The organism is Wolbachia endosymbiont (group B) of Sphaerophoria taeniata (genome assembly GCF_947179355.1).
GTDB lineage: Bacteria > Pseudomonadota > Alphaproteobacteria > Rickettsiales > Anaplasmataceae > Wolbachia.
The window spans coordinates 81149-105246 of record NZ_CAMXAW010000001.1; the positions used below are offsets into that span (position 1 = coordinate 81149).

Annotated in this window: 18 protein-coding genes, 1 tRNA gene and 1 pseudogene; 14 read left to right on the top strand and 6 right to left on the bottom strand. The window is 34.4% G+C overall.

Annotated features, from left to right (window positions below):
- Positions 1-129 precede the first annotated feature (129 nt).
- Together ONG75_RS00450 and argS are read left to right on the top strand one after the other, a co-directional pair.
- Positions 130-1035, top strand: a complete 906-nt coding sequence (locus ONG75_RS00450) for a hypothetical protein (protein ID WP_264375478.1) — start codon at positions 130-132, stop codon at positions 1033-1035.
- Positions 1036-1214: 179 nt separating this feature from the next.
- Positions 1215-2921, top strand: a complete 1707-nt coding sequence (gene argS / locus ONG75_RS00455) for an arginine--tRNA ligase (RefSeq protein WP_264375479.1) — start codon at positions 1215-1217, stop codon at positions 2919-2921.
- Positions 2922-2983: 62 nt separating this feature from the next.
- Here argS and ccmA read toward each other — a convergent pair whose 3' ends face one another.
- Together ccmA and ONG75_RS00465 are read right to left on the bottom strand one after the other, a co-directional pair.
- Complete coding sequence (gene ccmA / locus ONG75_RS00460; RefSeq protein WP_064085635.1) at positions 2984-3607, bottom strand: heme ABC exporter ATP-binding protein CcmA; 624 nt, start codon at positions 3605-3607, stop codon at positions 2984-2986.
- A gap of 347 nt (positions 3608-3954) precedes the next feature.
- Positions 3955-4386, bottom strand: a complete 432-nt coding sequence (locus ONG75_RS00465; protein WP_264375480.1) for a hypothetical protein — start codon at positions 4384-4386, stop codon at positions 3955-3957.
- A 435-nt stretch (positions 4387-4821) separates the two neighbouring features.
- On the opposite strand from ONG75_RS00465, the gene ONG75_RS00470 reads away from it, so the two are divergent.
- Both ONG75_RS00470 and tnpC read left to right on the top strand, forming a co-directional pair.
- Positions 4822-6222 (top strand): coiled-coil domain-containing protein, encoded by a 1401-nt coding sequence (locus ONG75_RS00470; protein ID WP_264375481.1) that lies wholly within the window; start codon positions 4822-4824, stop codon positions 6220-6222.
- Between the two features lie 50 nt (positions 6223-6272).
- The gene (gene tnpC, locus ONG75_RS00475; RefSeq protein WP_264375454.1) at positions 6273-7655 is read left to right on the top strand and encodes an IS66 family transposase; all 1383 of its coding nucleotides are present in this window, start codon (positions 6273-6275) and stop codon (positions 7653-7655) included.
- A gap of 146 nt (positions 7656-7801) precedes the next feature.
- Here tnpC and ONG75_RS00480 read toward each other — a convergent pair whose 3' ends face one another.
- The gene (locus ONG75_RS00480) at positions 7802-9103 is read right to left on the bottom strand and encodes a hypothetical protein (protein WP_264375482.1); all 1302 of its coding nucleotides are present in this window, start codon (positions 9101-9103) and stop codon (positions 7802-7804) included.
- A gap of 124 nt (positions 9104-9227) precedes the next feature.
- Between ONG75_RS00480 and ONG75_RS00485 the strand changes: the two genes are divergently transcribed.
- Positions 9228-10685 carry a TrkH family potassium uptake protein gene (locus tag ONG75_RS00485; RefSeq protein WP_264730787.1) on the top strand — a complete coding sequence of 486 codons (1458 nt, stop codon included), beginning with the start codon at positions 9228-9230 and terminating at the stop codon, positions 10683-10685.
- Positions 10686-10756: 71 nt separating this feature from the next.
- The gene (dcd, locus tag ONG75_RS00490) at positions 10757-11314 is read left to right on the top strand and encodes a dCTP deaminase (RefSeq protein ID WP_006012513.1); all 558 of its coding nucleotides are present in this window, start codon (positions 10757-10759) and stop codon (positions 11312-11314) included.
- A gap of 155 nt (positions 11315-11469) precedes the next feature.
- Here the strand turns inward: dcd and ONG75_RS00495 are convergent.
- Positions 11470-11810 (bottom strand): annotated as a pseudogene (locus tag ONG75_RS00495) (transposase); the annotation flags it as partial.
- Positions 11811-11825: 15 nt separating this feature from the next.
- Positions 11826-13061 carry a metallophosphoesterase family protein gene (locus tag ONG75_RS00500; RefSeq protein WP_007302607.1) on the bottom strand — a complete coding sequence of 412 codons (1236 nt, stop codon included), beginning with the start codon at positions 13059-13061 and terminating at the stop codon, positions 11826-11828.
- A 190-nt stretch (positions 13062-13251) separates the two neighbouring features.
- On the opposite strand from ONG75_RS00500, the gene ONG75_RS00505 reads away from it, so the two are divergent.
- The 8 genes from ONG75_RS00505 (at position 13252) to ONG75_RS00540 (ending at position 21451) form a co-directional block, all read left to right on the top strand.
- Positions 13252-13339 (top strand) — tRNA-Leu (locus tag ONG75_RS00505).
- A 20-nt stretch (positions 13340-13359) separates the two neighbouring features.
- The gene (locus tag ONG75_RS00510; protein WP_064086006.1) at positions 13360-14445 is read left to right on the top strand and encodes a GTP cyclohydrolase II; all 1086 of its coding nucleotides are present in this window, start codon (positions 13360-13362) and stop codon (positions 14443-14445) included.
- Positions 14446-14517: 72 nt separating this feature from the next.
- Entirely contained in the window at positions 14518-15198 is a 681-nt protein-coding gene (locus tag ONG75_RS00515) for a VirB8 family type IV secretion system protein (RefSeq protein WP_007302609.1), read from the top strand.
- Positions 15185-15976, top strand: coding sequence for a P-type conjugative transfer protein VirB9 (virB9, locus tag ONG75_RS00520; RefSeq protein WP_019236950.1), 792 nt, complete (start codon positions 15185-15187; stop codon positions 15974-15976). Before ONG75_RS00515 ends, virB9 begins: the two co-directional genes overlap by 14 nt.
- Before the next feature lie 16 nt (positions 15977-15992).
- On the top strand, positions 15993-17504 hold the full coding sequence (locus ONG75_RS00525; RefSeq protein WP_010404940.1) for a TraB/TrbI/VirB10 family type IV secretion system protein: 1512 nt from the start codon (positions 15993-15995) through the stop codon (positions 17502-17504).
- 1 nt (position 17505) lies between these two features.
- Positions 17506-18498, top strand: a complete 993-nt coding sequence (gene virB11 / locus ONG75_RS00530; RefSeq protein WP_019236952.1) for a P-type DNA transfer ATPase VirB11 — start codon at positions 17506-17508, stop codon at positions 18496-18498.
- Between the two features lie 30 nt (positions 18499-18528).
- On the top strand, positions 18529-20547 hold the full coding sequence (locus ONG75_RS00535; protein WP_264375484.1) for a type IV secretory system conjugative DNA transfer family protein: 2019 nt from the start codon (positions 18529-18531) through the stop codon (positions 20545-20547).
- A gap of 100 nt (positions 20548-20647) precedes the next feature.
- Positions 20648-21451, top strand: a complete 804-nt coding sequence (locus ONG75_RS00540) for a P44/Msp2 family outer membrane protein (RefSeq protein WP_264375485.1) — start codon at positions 20648-20650, stop codon at positions 21449-21451.
- Positions 21452-21625: 174 nt separating this feature from the next.
- Here the strand turns inward: ONG75_RS00540 and topA are convergent, their stop codons facing one another.
- Positions 21626-24076: a type I DNA topoisomerase gene (gene topA, locus ONG75_RS00545; protein ID WP_264375486.1), complete on the bottom strand. Its 2451-nt coding sequence runs from the start codon at positions 24074-24076 to the stop codon at positions 21626-21628.
- Positions 24077-24098: the final 22 nt, after the last annotated feature.

Sequence of the window (24098 nt, forward strand, 5' to 3'; positions counted from 1 at the left end):
ATATGGGGTATGTATTATGCCCTTATATCTATAGATTTAGAGCTTTATTAATAACTAATTCGGCGTGTAATTTTTTACCTTGTTCTATTAATAATTTTATATATAACTCTAATTGTATGGGAGATTTTTATGTTAAAGTATAATCTTAATAACCAGTATGATAATAAAACATATACTAGTGTTACTGATAATCTAACGAATGCTGTTCAATATGAAGAAGATAGGGAAAAACTTACTGAAGATGAAGTAGATAAGGTAAAACCTACCGAAGATGAAGTAGATAAGGTAAAACCTACCGAAGATGAAGTAGATAAGGTAAAACCTACCGAAGATGAAGTAGATAAGGTAAAACCTACCGCAGATGAAGTAGATAAGGTAAAACCTACCGAAGATGAAGTAGATAAGGTAAAACCTACCGCAGATGAAGTAGATAAGGTAAAACCTACCGTAGATGAAGGAAATAAGGTAAAACCTACCGTAGATGAAGGAAATAAGGTAAAACCTACCGTAGATGAAGGAAATAAGGTAAAACCTACCGTAGATGAAGGAAATAAGGTAAAACCTACCGTAGATGAAGGAAATAAGGTAAAACCTACCGTAGATGAAGGAAATAAGGTAAAACCTACCGTAGATGAAGGAAATAAGGTAAAACCTACTGTAGATGAAGGAAATAAGGTAAAACCTACCGTAGATGAAGGAAATAAGGTAAAACCTACCGTAGATGAAGGAAATAAGGTAAAACCTACTGTAGATGAAGGAAATAAGGTAAAACCTACCGTAGATGAAGGAAATAAGGTAAAACCTACCGTAGATGAGTGTAAACTACACCCATGCTGCAAGTATTATTATAATTTGTGTTTCAACGATTGTTATGATTCATGTTGTAGTAATCATGACGTAGCATGGTTTAATACTTGCGACGATGGCAACACAGTAATGCTGAATACAACTTGGGATTGGGAAATAGAACTACCTGGAATTATATGGTATCCGGAGTTTTTTGACTTTGGTTATTCTGAATTAATGTTGATCTAAGTTTATGGTTTCAGAGTATAATGCTATGATATACGAAAAGTTGCTGTCTAAGTTTAATCTATCAAGTGTTACATCAGCCTGTTAAAGCAAAAGAGAAAATGAAGGTAAAATAGTTAAGATAACCCTTCAACTCCTTCCATTTATCAACTATACTGCTATAGATTTTAGCAGTATAATAAATGAACATTTTCAAGCAGGTTTCCTCTCTAATTTCCAGCAAATTAAATAAGTTGAAGCAAAGGGGTGTTATAAGTACGAATGCAACAAACTTTATTGTAGAACCTCCGAGCAATAGAGCGCATGGAGATATTTACACAAATGTTGCTATGGTGCTTGCAAAGCATGAAAAAAAGAATCCAGTTGAGATTGCAGGGATCTTAGCAGAAGAATTTAAATCTTTTGATGAAGTTGCAAAAGTGGAAATAGCAGGTCCTGGGTTCATCAATATGCACTTGAAAATGGAAGTATGGCATGGGATTTTAAAACAAATAAATGAGCTAAAAACGGAGTTTGGCACTCTCAACATTGGAAACAATCAGGCCATCAATGTTGAGTTTGTATCCGCAAATCCAACTGGGCCACTACATATTGGTCATGCAAGAGGGGCAGTGTTTGGTGATGTTTTAGCAAATTTGCTAAAGAAAGTTGGTTATAAAGTTACTAAGGAGTACTATATCAATGATGCTGGAGCGCAGATAGATACGCTAATTCGGTCAGTATATTTGCGGTATAAGGAAGCTCTGGGAGAGAAAATTAGCATCGAAAAAGGTTTATACCCAGGTGAATATTTAAAACCAATAGGGGAGGGGCTAGCTAAAAAATATGGCAAGGAGCTTAGAGAAGAGGATGATAATCAAATAATTAGAGAGTATACTTTAAGTTCCATTTTAGAGATAATAAAGGAAGACATGAACTTACTTGGAGTAAGTCATGATGTCTTTACTTCAGAGTATGAGCTACAAAAAAGTGGCAAAATCGAAGAGAGTATAAAGATATTATCTGATAAGGGTCTAGTGTATGAAGGGTACCTGGAGAAACCAAAAGGTAAAGAGAATGAAAATTGGATTTCCAGAAAAGAAATGTTATTTTGCTCTACAAAATTTGGTGATGATGTTGACCGCGCACTAAAAAAAGAGGATGGTAGCTGGACTTATTTTGCATCGGATATTGCTTACCATTTTGATAAGATATCACGTGGTTTTAACAATATGATCGTAGAGCTCGGCAGTGACCATGGCGGTTATATTAAAAGGCTTAGAGCAGTTGTCTCTGCGCTCAGTGATGATCAAGCAAAGATAGAGGTAAAACTGCATAATATTGTGAATTTCTTCGAAAATGGCAAACCTGTTAAGATGTCGAAAAGATCAGGAAATTTTCTTACAGCTAGGGATGTAGTGGAAGAGGTTGGCAGGGATATAACTCGTTTTATAATGTTAACACGCAAGAATGATATGGTCTTGGACTTTGATTTTGCTAAAGTTAAAGAACAGTCAAAAGACAACCCTATTTTTTATGTGCAATATGCGCACGCCCGTGCTCATTCGTTAATGCGTAATGCTCCAAAAGAGCTCCCAACAGCAGACCCTTCACTTTTAAAGACAGATGGGGAGCTATTCCTCATAAAAACCTTAGCAAAGTGGCCAGATGTGGTAGAAATATCTGCAAGGCTTTGTGAGCCACACAGAATCACTTTCTACTTACTTGAAGTTGCAGAAGCGTTTCACGTTTTATGGGGATATGGCAAAAGTGATTTAAATATGCGTTTTATACTGGAGAATAACTTAAATTTCACCGCTGCAAGAATGTTTCTCGTCCAAGCCTTAGCACACGTCATTGCTTCTGGACTTTCGATTTTTAATATAGAGCCTTTGAAAGAGATGAGTTAATTTTAATGCGTAATATTAAATGTGATAATAAATTATTGATGTAAGTACAATAAGGCCAAAAATTATACAAGAGGTCTGTTAAAATCACGTATGTCGATTGTCTTGAAGTCACACAATTGTTCTGTAGAGCTATGTCCTGTAATAATTACTGTACCGTTCTGCTCAGAGCGTATTGAGATTAGGTTCAATACTAATTCACATGTTGTGCTATCAAGATTACAGAATGGTTCATCTATCAGCCAAATGTTTGCATTAGAAATTAAAAGGCGAGCAAGCGCAACTCTTCTTTTCCAGCCTGCAGAAAGTTCACCATATCTAATGTTAAATACAGGCTGCAACTCTAAACAATAAGCAGCTGCCATAACTGATTCTCTAGTGTTCCGTATTCTTGCCCAGAATTCTATGTTTTCACCAATTGTTAAACTATCTTTACAGGCGTTTTTATGTCCTACGTAAACCATGGAAGATATAAAGGATTTTGGATCATCATATATGTCTTTTCCGCAGTATCTTATATTGCCTGATACTGGCGGTAAGAGTCCAGATAAACTTCTGATTAAGCTGGTTTTGCCGCTACCATTTGGACCAGTGATTAAGATTTTTGATTTTGGCTCAGCTTTAAAATTGAGGTTTTTAAATAATACTTTGTTATTACGAGCACAGGATAGATTTTTACATTCAAGCATCTATTGGACCTTTAAAGAGAACTTGGAGCCTAAACACTTCAGTGTATGAACATTGGATAGCTTGCACAACAAACAGTCAGTGTTTGACATACAACTGTACGAACATTGGGTTTGTAGGTAGCAGATGGTGTCATCCCAGTGCTTGACACTGGGATCCAGGAATTTTAAGTAAGCACGCTGAGCTGGTTGGCATAAAAGTAGTTGCTTTATGTTAAAATTAATATTTTTAACTAGATTACATGAAGAGCTGGATCCCAGTGTCAAGCACTGGGATGACACCCTTATACTTGACTGACTATAACACTTAAGAAGTTTAATGCCAGAAAGCAGGTTATACAACGGATACGTCATCTGCCTTTTCCTTTATATTTACCCTTAGTTGAAGACTGAGCTTTTATAAATAGCTCCCAAAATCCTTTCTTATCACCTTCTCTGTGTATCAATTGTGAAAAATGTTTCATTAAACTATTACCCATCATAACCATCTTTGTCCATTTACCTAACGGTTTTGCTATATCAACTATTTCTAGATCTTCTTTGTAAACTTGCATATTCTTTTGTTTCTCCCTTAGCATTTCCTGTTGTTTCATCAACTCTTTTTGCTTATTTTTTTGATATAATTCGTTAAATCTTCTATTTTCTTCCCACTCTTCTTTGAGAACTTTTAGAGGAAATATAATTTTTCTAATATGATTTTTGTATATTTTTCTCAAAAAGAGAAATACTGCAATTATAGTAAGTAATATCGTGCTATATGTAATGATTTGTCCGAATGGCATTTTTATACTCAGCTTATTGGCAAGCGGTATTTACAATTATACCATAACTATAGAAATTTTACAATTTTTTTCTGGATAAAGATAGTAGACTAAAAATTTCTAAAGGACAAAAGCAACGTATTTACGTACAGGCTATCAACTACTACACTCAAAACTGACAAGTGTTAATCATTGGAGAGTAGAGGAATCACGGCTCTCTAATGAATAAAGATGGACTGTGTCAAGCTGGTGAGTAAGGTGGAAATTGAAGAAAATCTAATTGTTGGTTATCATGCTAGATCTACAATATAAGTTATAAAATTTTTAATCATTTTGGCTTATAATAATTTCTGAGTTAACCTTAGATTTCCTGAGCTGTGGTTTCTTTTACCCATGTTGAATTCCTAGCTTTTATACTCTAATTTAATTCCAGTTTTGACTATATAGGAGGTCACAATGTCAAACAATATCTATAGCGATCAAGTTGATAATAGTAATTTATATGCCAACAAACTTTTTTATGATGAAGAGGGTGAGCAAGTCGAAAATCTAGGAGATCAGGTTGCGGGAAAAGAGGATGATAAATTAGAAGAAGATTTACTTCGTGACTGTAGAGATGAAACTAAGAAGGCAAAAGATAAGTTAATGCAGTGTAAAAAAGATGCTGTGGAATCACAAAGAGAAATTACAAAATTAGAAGCAGAAGCTAGTGAATTAAAGTCACAGGTTCAAGAAGAAAGAGAGAAGGTAGAACAAACTAAGAATGAAGCTGAGGCAAAAGTTGATAAGTTAAAATTACAGGTTCAAGAAGAAAGAGAGAAGGTAGAACAAACTAAGAATGAAGCAAAAGCAGAAGTTGATAAGTTAAAATTACAGTTTCAAGAAGAAAGAGAGAAGGTAGAACAAACTAAGAATGAAGCTGAGGCAAAAGTTGATAAGTTAAAATTACAGGTTCAAGAAGAAAGAGAGAAGGTAGAACAAACTAAGAATGAAGCTGAGGCAAAAGTTGATGAGTTAAAATTACAGGTTCAAAAAGAAAGGGAGAAGGTAGAACAAACTAAGAATGAAGCTAAGGAAGCAAAAGATGAGTTAATACAGTGTAAAAAAGATGCTGAGAAGATGAAAGAAGGCTCTGAACAGGCAATTAATCAGGCAAAGTATGATGATGCTCAAGCAGAAGCTAAACAAGCAAAATTAGAAGCTAAGCAAGCAAAATTGGAAGCTAAGCAAGCAAAATTGGAAGCTGAGCAAGCAAAATTGGAAGCTGAGCAAGCAAGAATAGAAGCTTTGAGGTGCGAAATTGGACAAGAGAGAGAAGAAGTTATGCGGTGTAAAATTGACAAGGTAAAAGAAGAACTTATGCAGTATAAAATTGACATGGCAAAAGCAGAGAATAAGTGTTATAAAAAAGCAGCTGAAGAATGTAAAAAAGAGAAAGGAAGTGGTACAGATAAACCTTGTCCCAATGGAGGAGGTGGAACTAATGTAGTCAAACCTGTTACTAATGGAGGAGGAGATGAAACTAATGTAGTCAAACCTGTTACTAATGGAGGAGGAGATGAAACTAATGTAGTCAAACCTGTTACTAATGGAGGAAGGGATGAAAATAGAGAAATTACGTCTCAAAAAATAACCCCAGATTGTAGCAAGGAAGAAATTTGTGGATCTTATGCTCGTTTTTATGGAGAAAATGGAAAGATAGGTTATCAAGGTTTTAATACATCTGATTTATTAAAGAATTTGTATTCTGAGATGTACGGTAATCCTAAAATTGCACCATATATAGAAAAGGGAGCAGAGGGTGGTTATGGTGCAGTAAATTTTAAATTGTATCCGTTCAGCGGAGTGGCAGAATAAGGTAGACAAGGTGATCTAAAAAGATAATCATAGAGCAAAAGTGAGGTAATGTGGTAAACCTTTTAGAGCTTTGCAAAAATTTACAGCAAAAAATAGAAAAGTTAGAAGCAAAAATAGAAAAGCTGGAAAGGGAGAATGAAAGTTTAAAAGCAGAGAACAAGGCTTTAAAGATAGAGAACGCTGAATTAAAGGAAAGGCTTGGTTTAAACTCGAAAAATTCATCTCTACCAAGCTCTAGAGAGTTGTACAAAATAAAAAAGGACAAGCCAAAGAGCGACAGAAACGTTGGTGGTCAGGTTGGTCATAAAGGAAGTTTTCGCGCCAAAATGGATGCAGATGAGGTGATAAAAGTAAAGTTGTCATCTACTTGTGAATGCGGAGGAGGGATTGCAATATGCAATGGACCGTACATTCATCAAAAAGTTGATCTTCCGGAAATTAGGCCTTATGTAGTGGAATATCAGATGGAGCATGGTCGTTGCCGGAGATGCGGAAAAAGAAGAAGCAGTAAGTTACCAGAAGGTGTTACGTCAGATACATTTGGTCCAAGGGTTAAGTCAATAATTGCAGCGTTCAGCGGATTCTACAAAAATTCAAAACGCGAAATAGCGAGTGTCGTAAATGATATCTTCAATTTGAACATAAGCGTCGTTAGCATATCAAATAGTGAACATAGAGTTGCTTCAAAATGCAAAAAAATGTATGAGCAGATCGAACAAGAGATAAGTAGGAGTAAAGTTCTACATATTGATGAAACGAGCCATTATAACAAAGGTAAACTCGCTTGGTGTTGGATGTTTGCAAGCAATACGGCAAGTTTTGTGAAGTTGACAGAGTCAAGAGGAATGAAAGTTTTAAAAAATAACGCATGCTGCAATCATAATAGCTTAGTGGTAACCGACAGGTACGCAGTATACAATTACTTTGCTGATGAAAAAAGGCAAATCTGCTGGGCACACTTAGCAAGGGATTTTGAAAGATTAGCGCATAGTTGGAATATTGAAGTCAAAGTTCTTGGCTGTTACTTAAGAAATGTAGCTACTGAATTATTTGCACTAAAAAAGGCTTTGCTAAAAAATGAGATAGATGTTTTTAGATTTGCCAGACGTGCCAGAAAGTTGCGAAAACGTACAAGGTATTACTTGAAGGAAATATCCTACTTACCTGAAGCAATTGGAGCCTCTCGAGTTGCGAAAAATATTTTGAAATCTGAAAGAATGATGTGGAATTTTTTAGATGACCCAAAAAACATTCCGCTGACAAACAACCATGCTGAACAGCAGATACGGCATTATGTCGTTTACCGCAAAAATTCGTATTTTACACAATCAAAGCGGGGAAATGCATTCCTTGAACGGATAATTTCGTTATACTTAACATGGAAACAAAGGGGTCTCAATCCTTTCCAAAACCTCTTATCTATTGTTTCTTAAACCACTCTCCTGAACGGATACAAAAATTAGGTTTGACACAGTTTATTTAACACTCCCTTTTTATTCTGGATACTAGGTTAAAAATAGAACGTTTAAATTTCTTGTTTTTATTGTTATCATACTTAGATTTCCTAAGAACTTATTTACTACAAAATACAACAAGTTCTATTTATTTGAGAAAGTTGTGCGTCTTGTAGAACAGATTTTGTTGTAGGTTTCTCTGTAGCTATTTCAAGGTTTTCTTCTATGGTTTTTTGTTCTCTGTAATCTTTAACTTCTTGAATGAAATCTTCAAGCCACTTCTCACTACCTATCTTGGCATGTCGTTGTTGCTCACCTTTAAGAAGTTTTATTACAGCTGCACCTTGATTTTCAGGCACTCTTTGATATTTAAGCCACAAGTCACGAATATCAGGAGGAGCTTTTTTCAAATGAGCTTCAAAGGTTGCTTTTGTGTCTTTTGTACTTTCTTCTTGTTGATCTTGATGGAATTTAAACCAGAAATTGCGAATATCAGGAGAAGCTTTATCCCAAAGAAGTTTAGTAATTTCTTTTATATTTCTCAGATCTTCTTGTTTCAATCTTTTACCATCACCTATATATCGTTTATTAAGACCAACTTGCAGAGGATAAAGTAAAAAGGTAGTTTTGCTCTGTAAATGTATAGGTCTATTTAAAATCATTGCTAGATTTGTATCACAATCTTCTAATACTGCTTTAACTTTTTTAACATCTAAATAATCTATTGCTTGACGTAATTTATGGTGAAGATCACTTGTTCTCTCTAAATTTTCCACTTTTTGTATAGCTCTACCACAAATACCATTTTTCTGATTAGATTCTTCATAAGTTTGTTTAGTGGCTTTTTCAGTGTACTTTCTATTATAATCCTTAACTTCTGGAATAAATTTTTTAACATCATAATCTGAACTCTTATTAGCTAATTTGATTGCGCTATTACTCAAGAAGACACGAGTGTCTTCATTAGCTTCCTGCCAAAGTGCCTTAATGATATCTACTACTGATCTTGAAATAGCATAGTCTAAGATTGTATAATTGTTATTAACCTTATCTGTCAAAACCTTTTGTATATCACTGTTGCTATTACTGTTGAATATGTCATGGACCTTTTTAAGACTGCCCTGCTGGACTGCATAATACAATGAATTTAGAGTTTTTTTACCTTTCCAGAAAGCATAGGTGTTCTTATCAGCTTTCTGACGAATTTGTTCAATGACCTCTGCATTTCCTTTGAGATTATCAGGATCGAAGATGGCACGACCGTTATAATACTCGCTTCTTAAAATTTCTTGTATATAACTGTCGCTATGACTGTTGAATATATACTGGATCTTTTGGTGATCGTTCTTCCAAATTGCATCAAGTAATAAATCTTTAACTCCATTTTTTTTAAAAATTAATTCGCTTTGTTCAAAAATTGATGCCATACCATACCTCTCTATTTAGAACAAATTTATTTGCTGTAGTTACACGTATTTATAGTCAAGTCAAGAGAAAAAATTAGCAAAGTAGTTGAATTTTTAATAACATATAGCTTTCACTGTACTATCTATGGAAAATTTGCAAATTTTACGTTCAATTGTATTTATTGTGGGAATTTTCCTATTGTTGTTTGGCGTAGCAATGCTTATTCCTGCTATTACTAATAATTATCTAGGTTACGAATGGAAAAATTTTCTGGTTGGATTTATAGTTACCTGCACATTTAGTGCGACTTTTATTCTACTGGGTAAACTAAATAGGGTACATGGAATGCCGGCAATTTTTGCGATTACCAGTTGTACCTGGATTGCATTATCTCTGTTTGCAGCTATTCCATTTTATCTTGATAGTTTAAGCTACATTGATGCACTGTTTGAAGCAGTATCTGGGATTACAACCACAGGAGCAACTGTTCTAAGTTACATCGAGCAACAATCTCCGGGGATACTACTGTGGAGAGCAATGCTACACGGTATAGGTGGTTTTGGAGTAATTACAGTAGGAATTGCAATTTTTCCCATATTTAAGGTTTTGAGCTTAAATAATTTACTCTATTCTGAGTACTCAGATGCTCTTAAAAGAAAGTTACCACATACGCGAAGCGTAGTAATACATATTGCAGAAATATATTACTGCCTAATTTTATTGTGCATATTTTCCTATTATCTAGCTGGCATGCCATTATTTGACGCAGTATGTCACGGAATGTCCGCTGTATCAACTGGTGGATTTGCTAACTATAACGATTCTATAGGCTACTACAATAACCCTATATTGGAGGTCATAACAATTATCTTTATGATTTTAGGCTCTTTACCTTTTCTGAGCTATTTAAAAATTGTAAGACGATTAGACGTTTGTTATGATGAACAGGTCTCTTACTTTATTAAGATAGTTGTTATTTCATCTTTGCTTGCTTGTTTTTGGTTATATAAAAATTTTGACTTAGGAGTATTTTTATCATTTAGGTACAGCACATTCACCATTACCTCCTTTATCACATCAACTGGCTATATAATGTGCAACTACTTGAATTGGAGCTTTATTTCAGTCTTAGCTTTCTTTTTAGCCTTTATTGGTGGATGTGGTGGTTCTGCTAGTGGTGGAATCAAAATCTTCCGTTTAGTCATTTTTCTAAAATCTATAAGGAATTACTTTAGCTCTTTATTAAATCCAAGTGAAAGCGATAGAGTAAAACTCAATGGTAAAATACTGGAAAATGATGAAGTTCAATCCGTCTTTACGTTTTTTGCGATTTACATGTTAACGTTCACTATATCATCAATAGTGATGTCTTACTTGAGCAATGCGGACTTTATAACTAGCATCAGCTCTGTTTCTGCAATGCTTACAAATTCTGGCCCAGGATTTAGTAACCTAATAGGTCCTTCAGGTAATTATTCCTCCTTTAGTGGTGGAGTAAAGCTATTTCTATCGTTTTTGATGCTGCTTGGCAGGCTTGAAATATTGCCAATTTATTTTTGTATAGGTAGTTTATACTGGAAACTTTGCCATTCCAGAGTGTAACGCTAATTCAGGTTTACATTTAAATTCTATTACATATTATTATAAGTATTACAAAACTTTAAAGGACAATTATGGCAGTTATGCCAGATAAATGGATAAGGGAAAAGGCTGAAAACTCTAGAATGATAGAGCCTTTTGTGAATCATAAAAGCAGTAAGGGTGTTGTATCTTTCGGATTATCATCTTATGGCTATGATGCAAGAGTTAGTAATAAGTTTAAGATTTTTACTAATGTTAATTCAGCTATTGTAGACCCAAAGAATTTTTCTGAGAATAGTTTCATAGATAAGGAAACAGATGTATGTATAATTCCACCAAATAGTTTTGTACTTGCCAGCACAGTGGAGTATTTTCGTATACCAAGGAATGTACTGGTAATTTGTGTTGGTAAGTCAACTTATGCAAGGTGTGGTATTATAGTAAACGTTACTCCCTTAGAACCTGGATGGGAAGGTCACGTCACACTTGAATTCTCGAACACCACTCCACTTCCTGCAAAAATTTACGCTAATGAAGGCGCATGCCAATTTGTGTTTTTAAGCGGCGAAAGTGAATGCGAGAAATCATATGATGATATGAAAGGAAAATATATGAACCAACATGGTATCACTTTGCCGTTAGTTAAGTGATTACTTTAGATGCATTTCTTTATTAATTGATATCCTTTCAAGCCGCTAATACTGATTGCATTTGCCTAGTTACAAAAATAATGTCTGTGCTAAAACATGCTCATATATAGCTCTTTTTCTAATAGTTCGAATAGCTGGATATTCTTTCTGGCTCAATTTTTTATAACAAACCAATGGTTTGATTAAAATCAGGAGAATGTGTAGGCAGATATATAACTTCAGCACCGACACTTTTAACAAATTCACTTGTTTTCTATGAAAAGTTGCATTATCCAAAATCACCCAGCAAAAAGTTTGAACTAGCTATTAAAAACGTCTGTATCGCAGTAGCCTTCAAAAATCATAGGCGCCATAATTTTTCCCTTATTCAAAGCTGCAATCATACTAATACGCTGACTTTTGTGTTATCAATTCCAGATTAGTCGATATATACAAGAATTTCAGTGTTTTTTGTTGCTATGAGTTTTTTAAGCTCAGCACGTTTTTTCTGCGTCCTTAAATAGTCCTAATTTTAATTTGTTTTAAGTTTAAAGTCTTTCGTTAGGTTTGCAGAATACATTTCCTTATTATCTTGGTTATAGAAAGTAAATTTGTGATCGTCTAAACCTAATATTGCAAAGCCAAAGCCGAAAAAGTTTCTAACTTCGTGTGCTAAGTAATTTCTACTATTTGGATAGTTAAATTCTACGTTTTGATAAACAGGTTCTTGATCTTGAGCGTGTAATAATGCACCGCCGTTTCCAACTATAATCTGATCTGGAACATTATCCATTAATAAAATCTGGGCTATATGAATGTGGCCAGAAACTATGGTAGTAACATTGCTTGGAAATTTATCTCCAAAAGCTTCAATTTGTGTAAGATTACCATGGCTTTTTAATGTCAAAAATTCTTTTTTTGGAGATCTCCAAAGTGGTTTATGAGTCAAAAACCACGTGGGCTTATCTTGTATCAATTTATCAAACTGCCTCTCAAAAGCATCAACTGTGCTTTGGGTTGTAAAAATTTCCTCACCGGATGAAGAGTCGAAGATAAAAAACTTCATCGGCCCAGCATCTAAGAACCAACTGGAAATAAGATCTTCACATTTTTGAGGGGAAAAGGGGTATGAATCTAAATATCTGAACCATCCTTCATAAGCTCTATTACAACTCTCATGATTTCCACGAACAAAAAGAAAAGGAGATTGTGTTAAAATATCTTTTGCAGGCTCAAACCAATCAGCGTACCAAGCTTCTTTGCTATATCCATAAATATCGCCGCACTTTTTTGTGTTTCTACATTTTGTTTGTCTATAATGATAATCACCAACATGGATAATTAAATCTGGTTTATGAAAAGCGATTGAATCTAAATTTTTTTTCAAAGGCCAGCTATCTACAGAATTACATTCTTGCTGAAATAACATATTTATTCTACATCCTGTATCGCCAATGAAGGCAATTTTGCTGATCTTTTCCGCTAATACGGGAACTTTTATATTGTCAATACTAATGTTTTGAGCATTTGTTTCTACTATCAGTTCACAAACTGTTTCGGTATTGTTAATTGAGCTGCGACTTAGCATTTCTACTTCCTTATTATCGACGTAAGCAATGGGACACATGTTATTGTCTATAATCGCACGTATGCTTAATTTATTTTCTGGAATGATTTGAGACCATGTGTACAATATTTGTGCATGAGTGGAGTGAAAGCTAATTGTAAGAGATAGAATTAAAAAAATGAAGATATTAGCTACTTTCATTTGTATAAAGACCTAAATTAAGAATTAGTATTAAGATTATCTTAAATGATTAAAGTTTGTAACCATAAAATTCATAGTTAAATTATACAGGCATTTCCTAAATTATCCTAGTATCAGATTGACACTTTAGATGAAAAACCCTAAAATGATTAAGTAATTTAAAGTAATTATATAGAAACTAGAATAAAGTGCGGTCGTGGTGGAATTGGTAGACACGCAGCGTTGAGGTCGCTGTGGCTCACAAAGCCTTGGAAGTTCAAGTCTTCTCGACCGCACCAAGTTGTTTGGTGTAGGTGAAATGTTTATAGGAAATCAAAGTAGAAATAAAGTAGAAAGGGCCATCAGTGAAGTCAGGCGTGGTCTTCCAATTTTAATATATGATGATGAAAATAACTATCTATTGCTTGCTGCTGCTGAAACTTTAGAAAAAAATTTATTTAGTCAATATAAGCTTATATCAGGTAATGTGTATGTTACTTTGACTGCAAGTAAGGTAAAATACATATGTCAGAGTAAAGAACATAGTAGCAAACGTCTGTTGATAAGCAATTTTGATGAACTGCTCCATTTAATAAACTGTTCAAAGGAAGATTGGATAAAAGAGTTGCAATGCTCAAAGACAATAGATGCGTATGCTGTTGCCTTGCTTAAGTTCTCAGAATTATTGCCATACGCGTTAGTGGCTGATATGACTTTTGAGAATAAACATGAAATGCGAAATTGGTGTGAAGAAAATGACATTATTGCACTAAATACGTTACTTGTGAATGATTTTCAACAAAATCATAGTGTGTATGAAGTGTGCAAAACATCATTATTTTTAAAACAGACTCAAGAAGTAGATATCATATCTTATAGAACCAAAAGTGGCGGAAGAGAACATTATGCAATTATCATTGGCAATCCAGATAAAGATAATGAGCCATTAGTGAGAATTCATTCTTCATGCTATACAGGAGACTTATTAGACAGCTTATCATGTGATTGCAGAAGCCAGTTACATCAAGCGATTCAAATAATGACCGACTTTGGGAATGGCATTATATTATACTTGATGCAAGATGGGAGAGGCATTGGTTTAACTAATAAGTTAAGAGCATACAGTATGCAAAGAAAATATAATCTTGATACTGTTGATGCAAATAGAGTATTGGGTTTTGAAGATGATGAAAGGAGCTTTGCTGTTGCAGCTAAAATACTTAAGAAATTGAACATTAACAAAATACAATTACTTACAAACAATGGTAGAAAGTTATCAGAGTTGAAAAATAACGGTATAGAAGTTACAAAGTGTGTACCACTTATTATGGAACGCAATGAATATAATGATTCATATATGGAAACAAAATTTGGCAAGTTAGGCCATGGATTAAGGGTTTATTAGCTTTTTTGTTATAACTACTTTGTTAGCTTGCTATGTTAATTAATATAAGTTAAGATTTTTAAGAATATTGAGATGCTGAAATTTTTAAAACAAGAAAAAAGTAATGAGTCATTGGATAAGGATATAAATTGGAATTCAAGTCGCTATAGCACAGTTGTTGCTCAGAGAAATACTTTACTTTTATTTACATTAATATTACTAGTTGCAATTTCTATAAGCATATTAGCTATATTTAAAATTAGCACAAGTAGCACTATTGAGCCATTCGTTATAGAAATTGATAAAAAGTCAGGAATAGTGCAATTGGTTGATCCTGTTACAGTAAAACAATATTCTGCAAATGAAACGCTGAACGATTATTTTATTTCAGAGTATATAAAAGCAAGGGAGGTTTTTGACCCATATAATTATAATTATAATTATTATACAAAAGTAAGGTTGTTTTCTTCGCCTAGTGTATATAGTGAATTTAGCAATTATATAAAATCGCAGAATATGAATGACCTTTTTAATTTATATTCAGATGCTAAAGGTGAGTTGAAAATTCGTTCAATTCAAAAATTAGGTAATGATGCTCTTCAAGTGAGATTTTCTATAGAATTTACACGAAAAGATGGAAATTCCTCAAGGAAAAATAAGATAGTTGTGATGTCGTATAAATATGCATCGCTTGAAATGAATGATCAGCAAAGATATATTAACCCGTTAGGGTTTCAAGTTATTTCATATAGAGTAGATGATGAATATGTGTAGGATATTGTTAGTTTTAGCTTTACTAATAAGTGGCAACTTAAATGCATCTATTAATAATAAACCTATTTCTGTAGATAGTAGAATAAAGACTTTTGTATATAGCCCTAATGAGGTGTTTACAGTAATTTTTAGTCAAGGTTACTATTCTTATATTGAGTTTGCAGAAGGGGAAAAAGTCAAAAATATTGCTGTTGGTGATGCATCAAGTTGGAAAATTAATCCTTATGATAATAAACTGCTTGTCATGCCATTTGAAGTCAGTAGTCGCACTAACATGATTATTACGACAACTAAAAAGAGAAATTACATTTTTGATCTAATTTCAAGACCAAATTACGATAAATACCCAGATACTGATGCTAAAAAAGTGGATCATGATTATTCCGTTGAAAAGGATATATCTTACGTAATACGTTTTTATTATCCTCAAGAAGAAGATGAATTTGATGTTGATTTAGATGAGGTTTCTTTACCTACTCAAATGCAATACATTACAGAAAAGCCAGAAAAAATAATACAAGAAAATAATACGAGGTACAACTATACATATATTGATGAAGGTGGTAACGTAGATATAGTTCCAATTGAGTTATTCGATGATGGTTATTTAACCTATTTAAAGTTTAGAAATAGTAATAAAATTCCTCAGATTTTTATAGAAGGCGAATCCTGTAAAAGGCTGTTATTTGATGATTATGTTGTAATAAAAGGAGTACATAAAAAGCTATTAATGCGTTATGAAGGTAGTGAAGTTGAAGTTATAAATAGGTCACTTTAGTTCTGGTACATATAATATGAGTAAAGAAAGGCATAATAGTGTAGAAGATGAATCAGAGATAGAAAGCAAGGTAGTAACAGTTGGCTCTAATCAAGGTTATAAGGCATTGATGATAGTTATGGTAGCGCTCTTAGTTGGTGGAGTGTACTATCTTTATTTTAGTCCTTCTAATAAAGAGGGTCCAGAGATTGTTAAAAAAGAGGAAACAAAGCAAAACATTCAAGAATTGAAAGGAAAGTTAGAACAAGTTCCAGATAATGCAATAGTTTCCGAAAGAGTAGTAACTGATCTCTTGCCACCCTTACCTCCTCTTCCTATTCCACAAGTCATACCAGAAGTAAAACAAATCAAAAAAGAGGAAGTGACAAAAAAAGAAGAGCAACTAAAAGAAATTCCCTTGTCAAATATACCTGTTTTACCAAAGCAAAATTTTCCTTCTGGTAATGTTATTAGCAATTTGCCTACTTCATTTCCTACAATAGGGGGTGGCGGTTATCCTAGAGACAGACGTAGTGCACAAATGTTAGCAATTTCAGGTAGTAGTGGGGAAGGTAAAGCTACAGATGCTGTTTTATCCAATACCTCAGCACAATCGAGCAAAGCTACCAAAGCTGGAAAGCTTGGTTTAATGATTATTCAAGGTAAGGTTATTGACGCTATTCTTGAAACTGCAATAAGTTCTGACTTACAAGGAATGCTCCGTGCTGTTGTTAGTAGAGACGTTTATGCAGAAACTGGTGATACAATTTTAATACCAAAAGGTTCAAGGTTAATAGGTGGTTATTCATTCGACTCAAATGTTGCAAAAGCCCGCGTGAACATAAATTGGAATAGGATCATTCTTCCTCATGGTATAGATGTTGCTATTGCATCATCTGGTACCGATGAGCTTGGAAGGGCAGGGATAGCTGGAATAGTTGATAATAAAATAGCAAGTGCATTATTCTCTTCAGTGGCACTTGCTGGTGTTTCGATTGGTTCAGCTGTTGTAGGACAAAAAGCCTCTAATCTTATCGATGCGCTAACTGCCATGGATGCAGTGAAGTCTATTACTGCAACTGAAATAGATATTTCTTCTCTCAAAGGGGCTATTGTTGAGAGATTGGAGAATTCTATAAAAACTGAAGTTGGGAAGGTAGGAGACGAAAAATGGAAATTGGGTATTAGGGCTATTGAAAAAATTCGAAATGCTAAAAGTGATCAGGATTTGCTGAGAATAATAAAGGAAGAAATAGTAAGTGTGATAAAAAGTTCTGGAGCTAGTGGAGTTGATACAATTACTAGTGACAATATCGGTATAACTTTAGACGATGTACGTCAACTGTTGAGGCAAACTCAGAAAAGAAGCAAATCTGTTTATGATGAAGCAATTGGGAAGTCAATCAATGATTTTTCCAAAGACATGCGAGATATAGTTGATAGGAGTGTAGATAAAAAACCAACTATTTATGTTAATCAAGGAACTGCATTGAAAGTATTTGTTAACCAAGATATAGTATTTCCTCCACAGTCAATATTAAATAACTGAAATGAACTATGCTGCACTTGATACATACTTGGAGCCATTACAAGGGATATTTCAAGAGGAAGGTGTAAATGAAATATCAATAAATAAACCGAAGGAAGTATGGATTGAAAATCGCGGTGAAATAAGATGCGAAAAGTTAGAAATATTTGATCTTAATCATTTAAAATCTCTTAGCAGGTTGATTGCTCAAGCTACAGAACAAAAACTGAGCGAAGAGACACCGCTGCTTTCAGCTACATTACCAAATGGTTATCGTATACAGATAGTGTTTCCTCCAGCATGTGAGCCTGATAAAGTAGTCATTTCAATTCGTAAACCTTCTTCTATGCAATTGGCATTGGATGATTATGAAAAAATGGGGGCTTTTTCTGAAACTGTTATAGGAGTGACCGATAATCCAGTAGATCGTCACCTAGATTTGCTACTGAAACAAAAAAAAATAAAAGAGTTTTTAGAATATGCTGTAATAAGTAAGAAAAATATCATAATTAGTGGTGGAACTTCCACTGGTAAAACCACTTTTACTAATGCTACTTTGCGTGCTATTCCATCTGAAGAAAGAATTATTACTGTTGAAGATGCAAGAGAGATAGTTTTGAATGATCATCCCAATAAAGTCCATTTAATTGCTTCTAAAGGAGGGCAAGGCAGGGCAAAAGTGACCACTCAAGATTTGATAGAGGCATGTTTACGTTTAAGACCAGATAGAATAATAGTTGGTGAGCTGCGTGGAGCAGAAGCTTTTAGTTTTCTTAGAGCAATAAACACTGGCCACCCAGGGTCAATATCAACTCTTCATGCGGATAGTCCGGCAATGGCTCTTGAGCAAATAAAACTTATGGTTATGCAAGCAAATCTTGGCATTCCCCCAGATCAGATCATACCATACATTAGAAATGTAATTGATATTGTTATTCAGCTAAAAAGAACCAGTGGAGGCAAAAGAAGCATTTCTGAGATATTATTTACTAGATCTTCAAATGAAAATACTTAAATTTATACGTAAGTTAAGAAAAAGTAGTTTATGAGTAATGGAAATCACCTACGCAATATTCTCATAGGAGGTGTAGTATCTTTTAGCATACTTGAATTTTGCTTCTATTTGTCTGGTATATTATTCTACCTGTTTGTTGACGGTCCAGATGGTGTAGATTTTAGAGCAATTAATCCTAGCTTGACACCTTTTCCTCAAGCTCTCTGGCCGACAATTTTTGATCATATACAATATTGTTGGCATCATCCAGAGCTATATAGCTTTGAGCTCAAAATTAAATTAGTTGTATCTTCTCTACTGCCTCAAATTGTTTTGATGATTATTTTGTGGAATGTGAGAGAAAGACTAATTGAGTGGCGGCCATTTAAAAAGAAAGAATCACTTCATGGAGATTCACAGTGGGCATCAGAGAAAGACATACGAAAAGCGGGATTAAGAAGCAAAAAAGGTCTATTGCTTGGTAAAGATAAGAGAGGATATTTTATTGCTGATGGGTTTCAGCATGCATTGCTCTTTGCACCTACAGGCTCTGGTAAAGGTGTTGGTTTTGTAATTCCTAATTTGTTATTTTGGAATGATTCGGTAATTGTGCATGATATAAAATTAGAAAACTATGAAATAACAAGTGGTTGGCGAGAGCGACAAGGACAAAAAGTATATGTATGGAACCCAGCGCAGCCAGATGGGGTAAGCCATTGTTATAATCCACTGGAATGGATTAGTGAAAAACCTGGACAGATGGTTGACGATGTGCAAAAAATAGCTAACCTAATCATGCCTGAACAAGATTTTTGGCAAAACGAAGCAAGAAGCTTATTTGTTGGGGTGGTACTATATTTACTTGCTGCACCAGAGAAAGTTAAATCTTTTGGTGAGGTTGTGCGTACGATGCGTAGCGATGACGTAGTTTACAATCTTGCTGTAGTTTTGGACACAATGGGTAAAATAATACATCCGGTAGCGTATATGAACATTGCAGCTTTTTTGCAAAAGGCTGACAAAGAAAGATCAGGTGTTGTGTCAACTATGAACTCGTCGCTTGAATTGTGGGCAAACCCATTGATCGATACTGCAACTGCATCAAGTGATTTTAATATTTTGGATTTTAAAAAGAAGAAAACTACAGTTTATGTTGGTTTAACTCCTGATAACTTAACTAGGCTCAGGCCTTTAATGCAGGTTTTTTACCAACAGGCAACTGAGTTTTTATGTAGAAAATTGCCATCGGATGACGAGCCTTACGGCGTATTATTTTTAATGGATGAGTTTCCAACACTTGGAAAAATGGAGCAATTTCAAACGGGCATCGCATACTTTCGTGGCTATCGAGTAAGGTTATTTTTAATTGTTCAAGATACTGAACAGCTTAAAGGAATATATGAAGAAGCAGGAATGAACTCCTTTTTATCAAACTCAACCTATAGAATAACTTTTGCAGCCAATAATATTGAAACGGCTAATTTGATATCTCAGCTTATAGGAAACAAAACTGTACAACAAGAATCATTAAACAAACCTAAATTTTTAGACTTGAATCCTGCATCAAGATCATTGCATATCTCTGAAACACAGAGAGCATTGCTCTTACCTCAAGAAATTATTATGCTGCCACGTGATGATCAGATAATTTTGATAGAATCGACTTATCCAATTAAGTCAAAGAAAATTTTGTACTATAGTGATAGCACATTCACAAGAAGGCTGATTAAACCAACACGTGTGCCTACACAAGAGCCATATGATCCAAACAAGGTCTTTTCTGCTGCTAACAAAGATAAGATTAGTAATGAAGAAGAGAGTAATGCTATTGAAGCTGCTGATTATCCTGTTGAAGCTAGAACTGAAGATGCAATATACGATGAGCCAGAGATTGAAGATGGATTTGAAGACGAGGATATTGATGATAAGTTTGAAGGTGGTGATGGGTTTGATGATGAGGAAGACGATGATGAGTTTGATGATGAAGACAGTAAGGATGAATTTGACGATGATGATGAATTTGAAGATGAGGACAAACTAGACGGCAATAAAATCGAGGATAGAGGTTAATTTTACCTATTTTTTAGCTTAGAAAATAATTAGTTTTTTCATATTAAATCATTTTTAATTAATTAGTACTAGATTAGCTATTTTAACTAGAGGAATAGTCATGATGAGTAAAAAAACATTAGCAGTTACAGCACTTGCTTTATTGTTGTCACAACAATCTTTTGCAAGTGAAACAGAAGGATTTTACTTTGGTGGTGGATATTACGGTCAATATTTGAACTTGGGTAAGTTGAAAGCAAAAATTGGAGACAAAGATGCTACAGATGATAATAAGGTATTTATAAATGACAGAAACACTGAAAAAACAGAACCTCAGCCAATAAGTAAGTATAAAGCAGATTATAGTCCACCTTTTGCTGCAAATATAGCATTTGGTTACACAGGAGAATTGGGTAATAATAGTTATAGAGCCGAATTAGAAGGAATGTATTCTTCTATAAAAGTGAATAATATTGGTTTAGCAAACACTCAGATGAATATTAAGTATGAAAAAGAAAACAATGAATATGGTGTTACGATTAATCATGACAAAATTGATAACATATCTGTAATGGGAAATGTTTATCATCATTGGAAAAATGAGAGTTTCTCTTTTTCTCCTTATGTTGGAGTTGGAGTCGGTCTAACAAGAATGACAATGTTTGAAGAATCGTCAATAAGACCTGCAGGTCAATTAAAGGCTGGCTTTGATTATCATATAAATGAAGATGTAAATATGCATATCGGATATAGAGGTTTTTTTGTTATTGATAGCAGTGAATACAAACCGGAAACTTTAAAGTTTGATGCTAAAGCAAAAAAAATGGATAAACAAACAGAAGTAACTACTACCATACAGAATGACTTTTTTCACACACATGGTATAGAAGCTGGTCTTACTTTTCATTTTGCCAGCAAAGCTTAACTCTGATAGAGACATTTTCTTGGTAGCACGTCTGCGTTACACTACTGCAGCTGCTGACTTAGTAGCGGCCGCAGTAACTTCTTTCCTGTCAGTTCAGTCTCTTTTTTTCTCAGTTCCAGCGTGTAGGGCTGGAACAACAATAAAGAACATATAAAGAATGGTTATGCAAGAAGTCTATTTTTTATTCTTAATTAACTCTAAAGCCTTCTTCAGATCTATACTTTCAATATCTGCATTCTTGCCCAAAGCAACGTTTGTTTTACCGCATTTTATATAGAATCCGTACCTACCGTTGCAGATAAAAACTTCTTTTCCCTTTTCATTAAAACCAAGAGATTTTAGCTCTTTGCGTGGGCTGCTCTCAATAATTTGTATAGCTTCGTTTAATTGTGTGTCTAATACCTCCTTAGAGCTTTTTTTAAGAGAAAAGTATCGACCATCATAGAGAATATAGTACCCAAATCGTCCAAGACCTATTTTTACTTCCTTTCCAGTTTCAGGGTGCTCTCCGATTATTTTCGGCAGGGAAAGTAATCGAGTGGCGGTATTTAGATCAATATCATTAACATTTATATCTTTTGGTACAGAAATCTTTTTTTTCTTTTCTGACTCACTATTAAACTCCAGATAAAGTCCAAAAGGACCTTTTTTGATCATTACCTCTTGGCCTGTCACATCATCTATACCCAAACTTTTTGGATATTCTGAATTGTCATTACTGCCCGTAATTTCTTTTGTATGGTTGCATTCAGGATAGTTAGAACATCCAAGAAACACACCGGCTTTTCCAAAATTTAATTTCAATATACCACCAGAGCAATTAGGACATTTTTTACCTATTTCTTCCTTTCCTTCCTCTGAGCAAAACCAATTGACTACCAAATCATGAATACCACTAAAAATCTCATCATGTGTCATTTGCTTAACAGAATTTACATGATTAAAAAATGGCACCCAAAAATAGCCTAGTTCTTTTTTCCAATCTGCATGTCCATTTGAGATTGAATCAAGCCTTTCTTCCATTTGTGCTGTAAAGTCATACTCTACACAACGCTGAAAAAAAGTTTCTAAAAATATAGTAACGATTTTACCGCGGCTGCTTGGAATAAATCTTTTGTTATCCAATGAAACATACTCACGATCTTGTAATACTGAAATAATTGTTGCATAAGTTGACGGGCGACCTATACCGATTTCTTCCATTTTTTTTACTATACTCGCTTCACTATAACGAGGTGGCGGTTGAGTAAAATGCTGTTTTGGCTCAACTGAAATCAGCTTACATGCTTCCCCTTCCTTCATGGCAGGTAGCAGGACTTCATTTTCGGCTTCCATGTTATCTTGATAGACTTTATAAAAACCATCAAAGAATATACTTGATCCACTTGCCCGCAGAATCACTTTCTGGTCAATAGAACTAATTTCAACTACCACTTGATCAAGAATCGCTGATTCCATTTGACTTGCAATGGTTCTTTTCCAGATTAAATCGTACAATTTAAATTGCTCTGGCGTTAAGTAATCCTTAATACTACCCGGCGTTCTATTAATATCAGTTGGACGAATTGCTTCATGTGCTTCTTGAGCATTTTTGACCTTTTTTACATATTTACGAGGAGACTGCGGTAAATATTTATCACCATATAATGACTTAATTGATCCCCTGATTGAGTTTATAGCCTCATCTGCAATATGAAACCCATCTGTACGCATGTAAGTTATCAATCCTACGGTTTCACCACCAATATTGATACCTTCATATAAATTTTGCGCTACTCGCATAACATTTTTCACATTAAAATACAGTTTATTCACTGCATCTTGCTGAAGACTTGAGGTGATAAATGGAGGAAGCGGGTTTCTCTTAACTTGCTTGCGTTCTACTGTGCTTACAGCATACTGCCTTGACTCGATCTCCCTGACTAAGTTCTTTGCCTCTTCTTCATTCTTAATATCAAATTTTTCTAGCTTTTTATTGTCATAGTGGCTTAGCATAGCAAAAAAAGCCTCATCTTTGCTATTTTGCATTTCTGCCTTTATGCTCCAATACTCCTGTGTTATAAACTTACTGATTTCATCCTCTCGTTCGCATATAAGCTTTAATGCAACAGACTGCACTCGCCCTGCAGATTTGCTTCCCGACAATTTTGTCCACAGCAGCGGTGACAAGCTAAATCCAACTAGATAATCCAAAGCTCTGCGTGCTTGCTGTGCACGCACTAAGTCCATATTAATTTCACGTGGATTTTTTATAGCTTCTTGCACTGCTCTTTTTGTTATTTCGTTAAAGACTACTCTATGAATGTTGCTTTCATCATTGATTGCTTTTCTTTCCTTTAGTGCCTCTATCACATTCCAAGCTATTGCTTCCCCTTCTCTGTCTGGATCTGTTGCAAGGTATATATCTGATGTTTTACTAGCTTCCTTGACTAACTCTTTTACATACTTTTCTGCTTTTTCAATAATCTCATACTTCATGGCAAAGTCATTATCAGGATCAACAGAACCATTCTTCGCTGGCAGATCTCTGACGTGGCCAAAGGATGCAGCCACTTTAAATTCTTTACTCAAATATTTACCTATCGTCTTTGCCTTTGCCGGCGACTCAACTATCAATAATGCCATAATTATTAGTACTTAAAGGTAA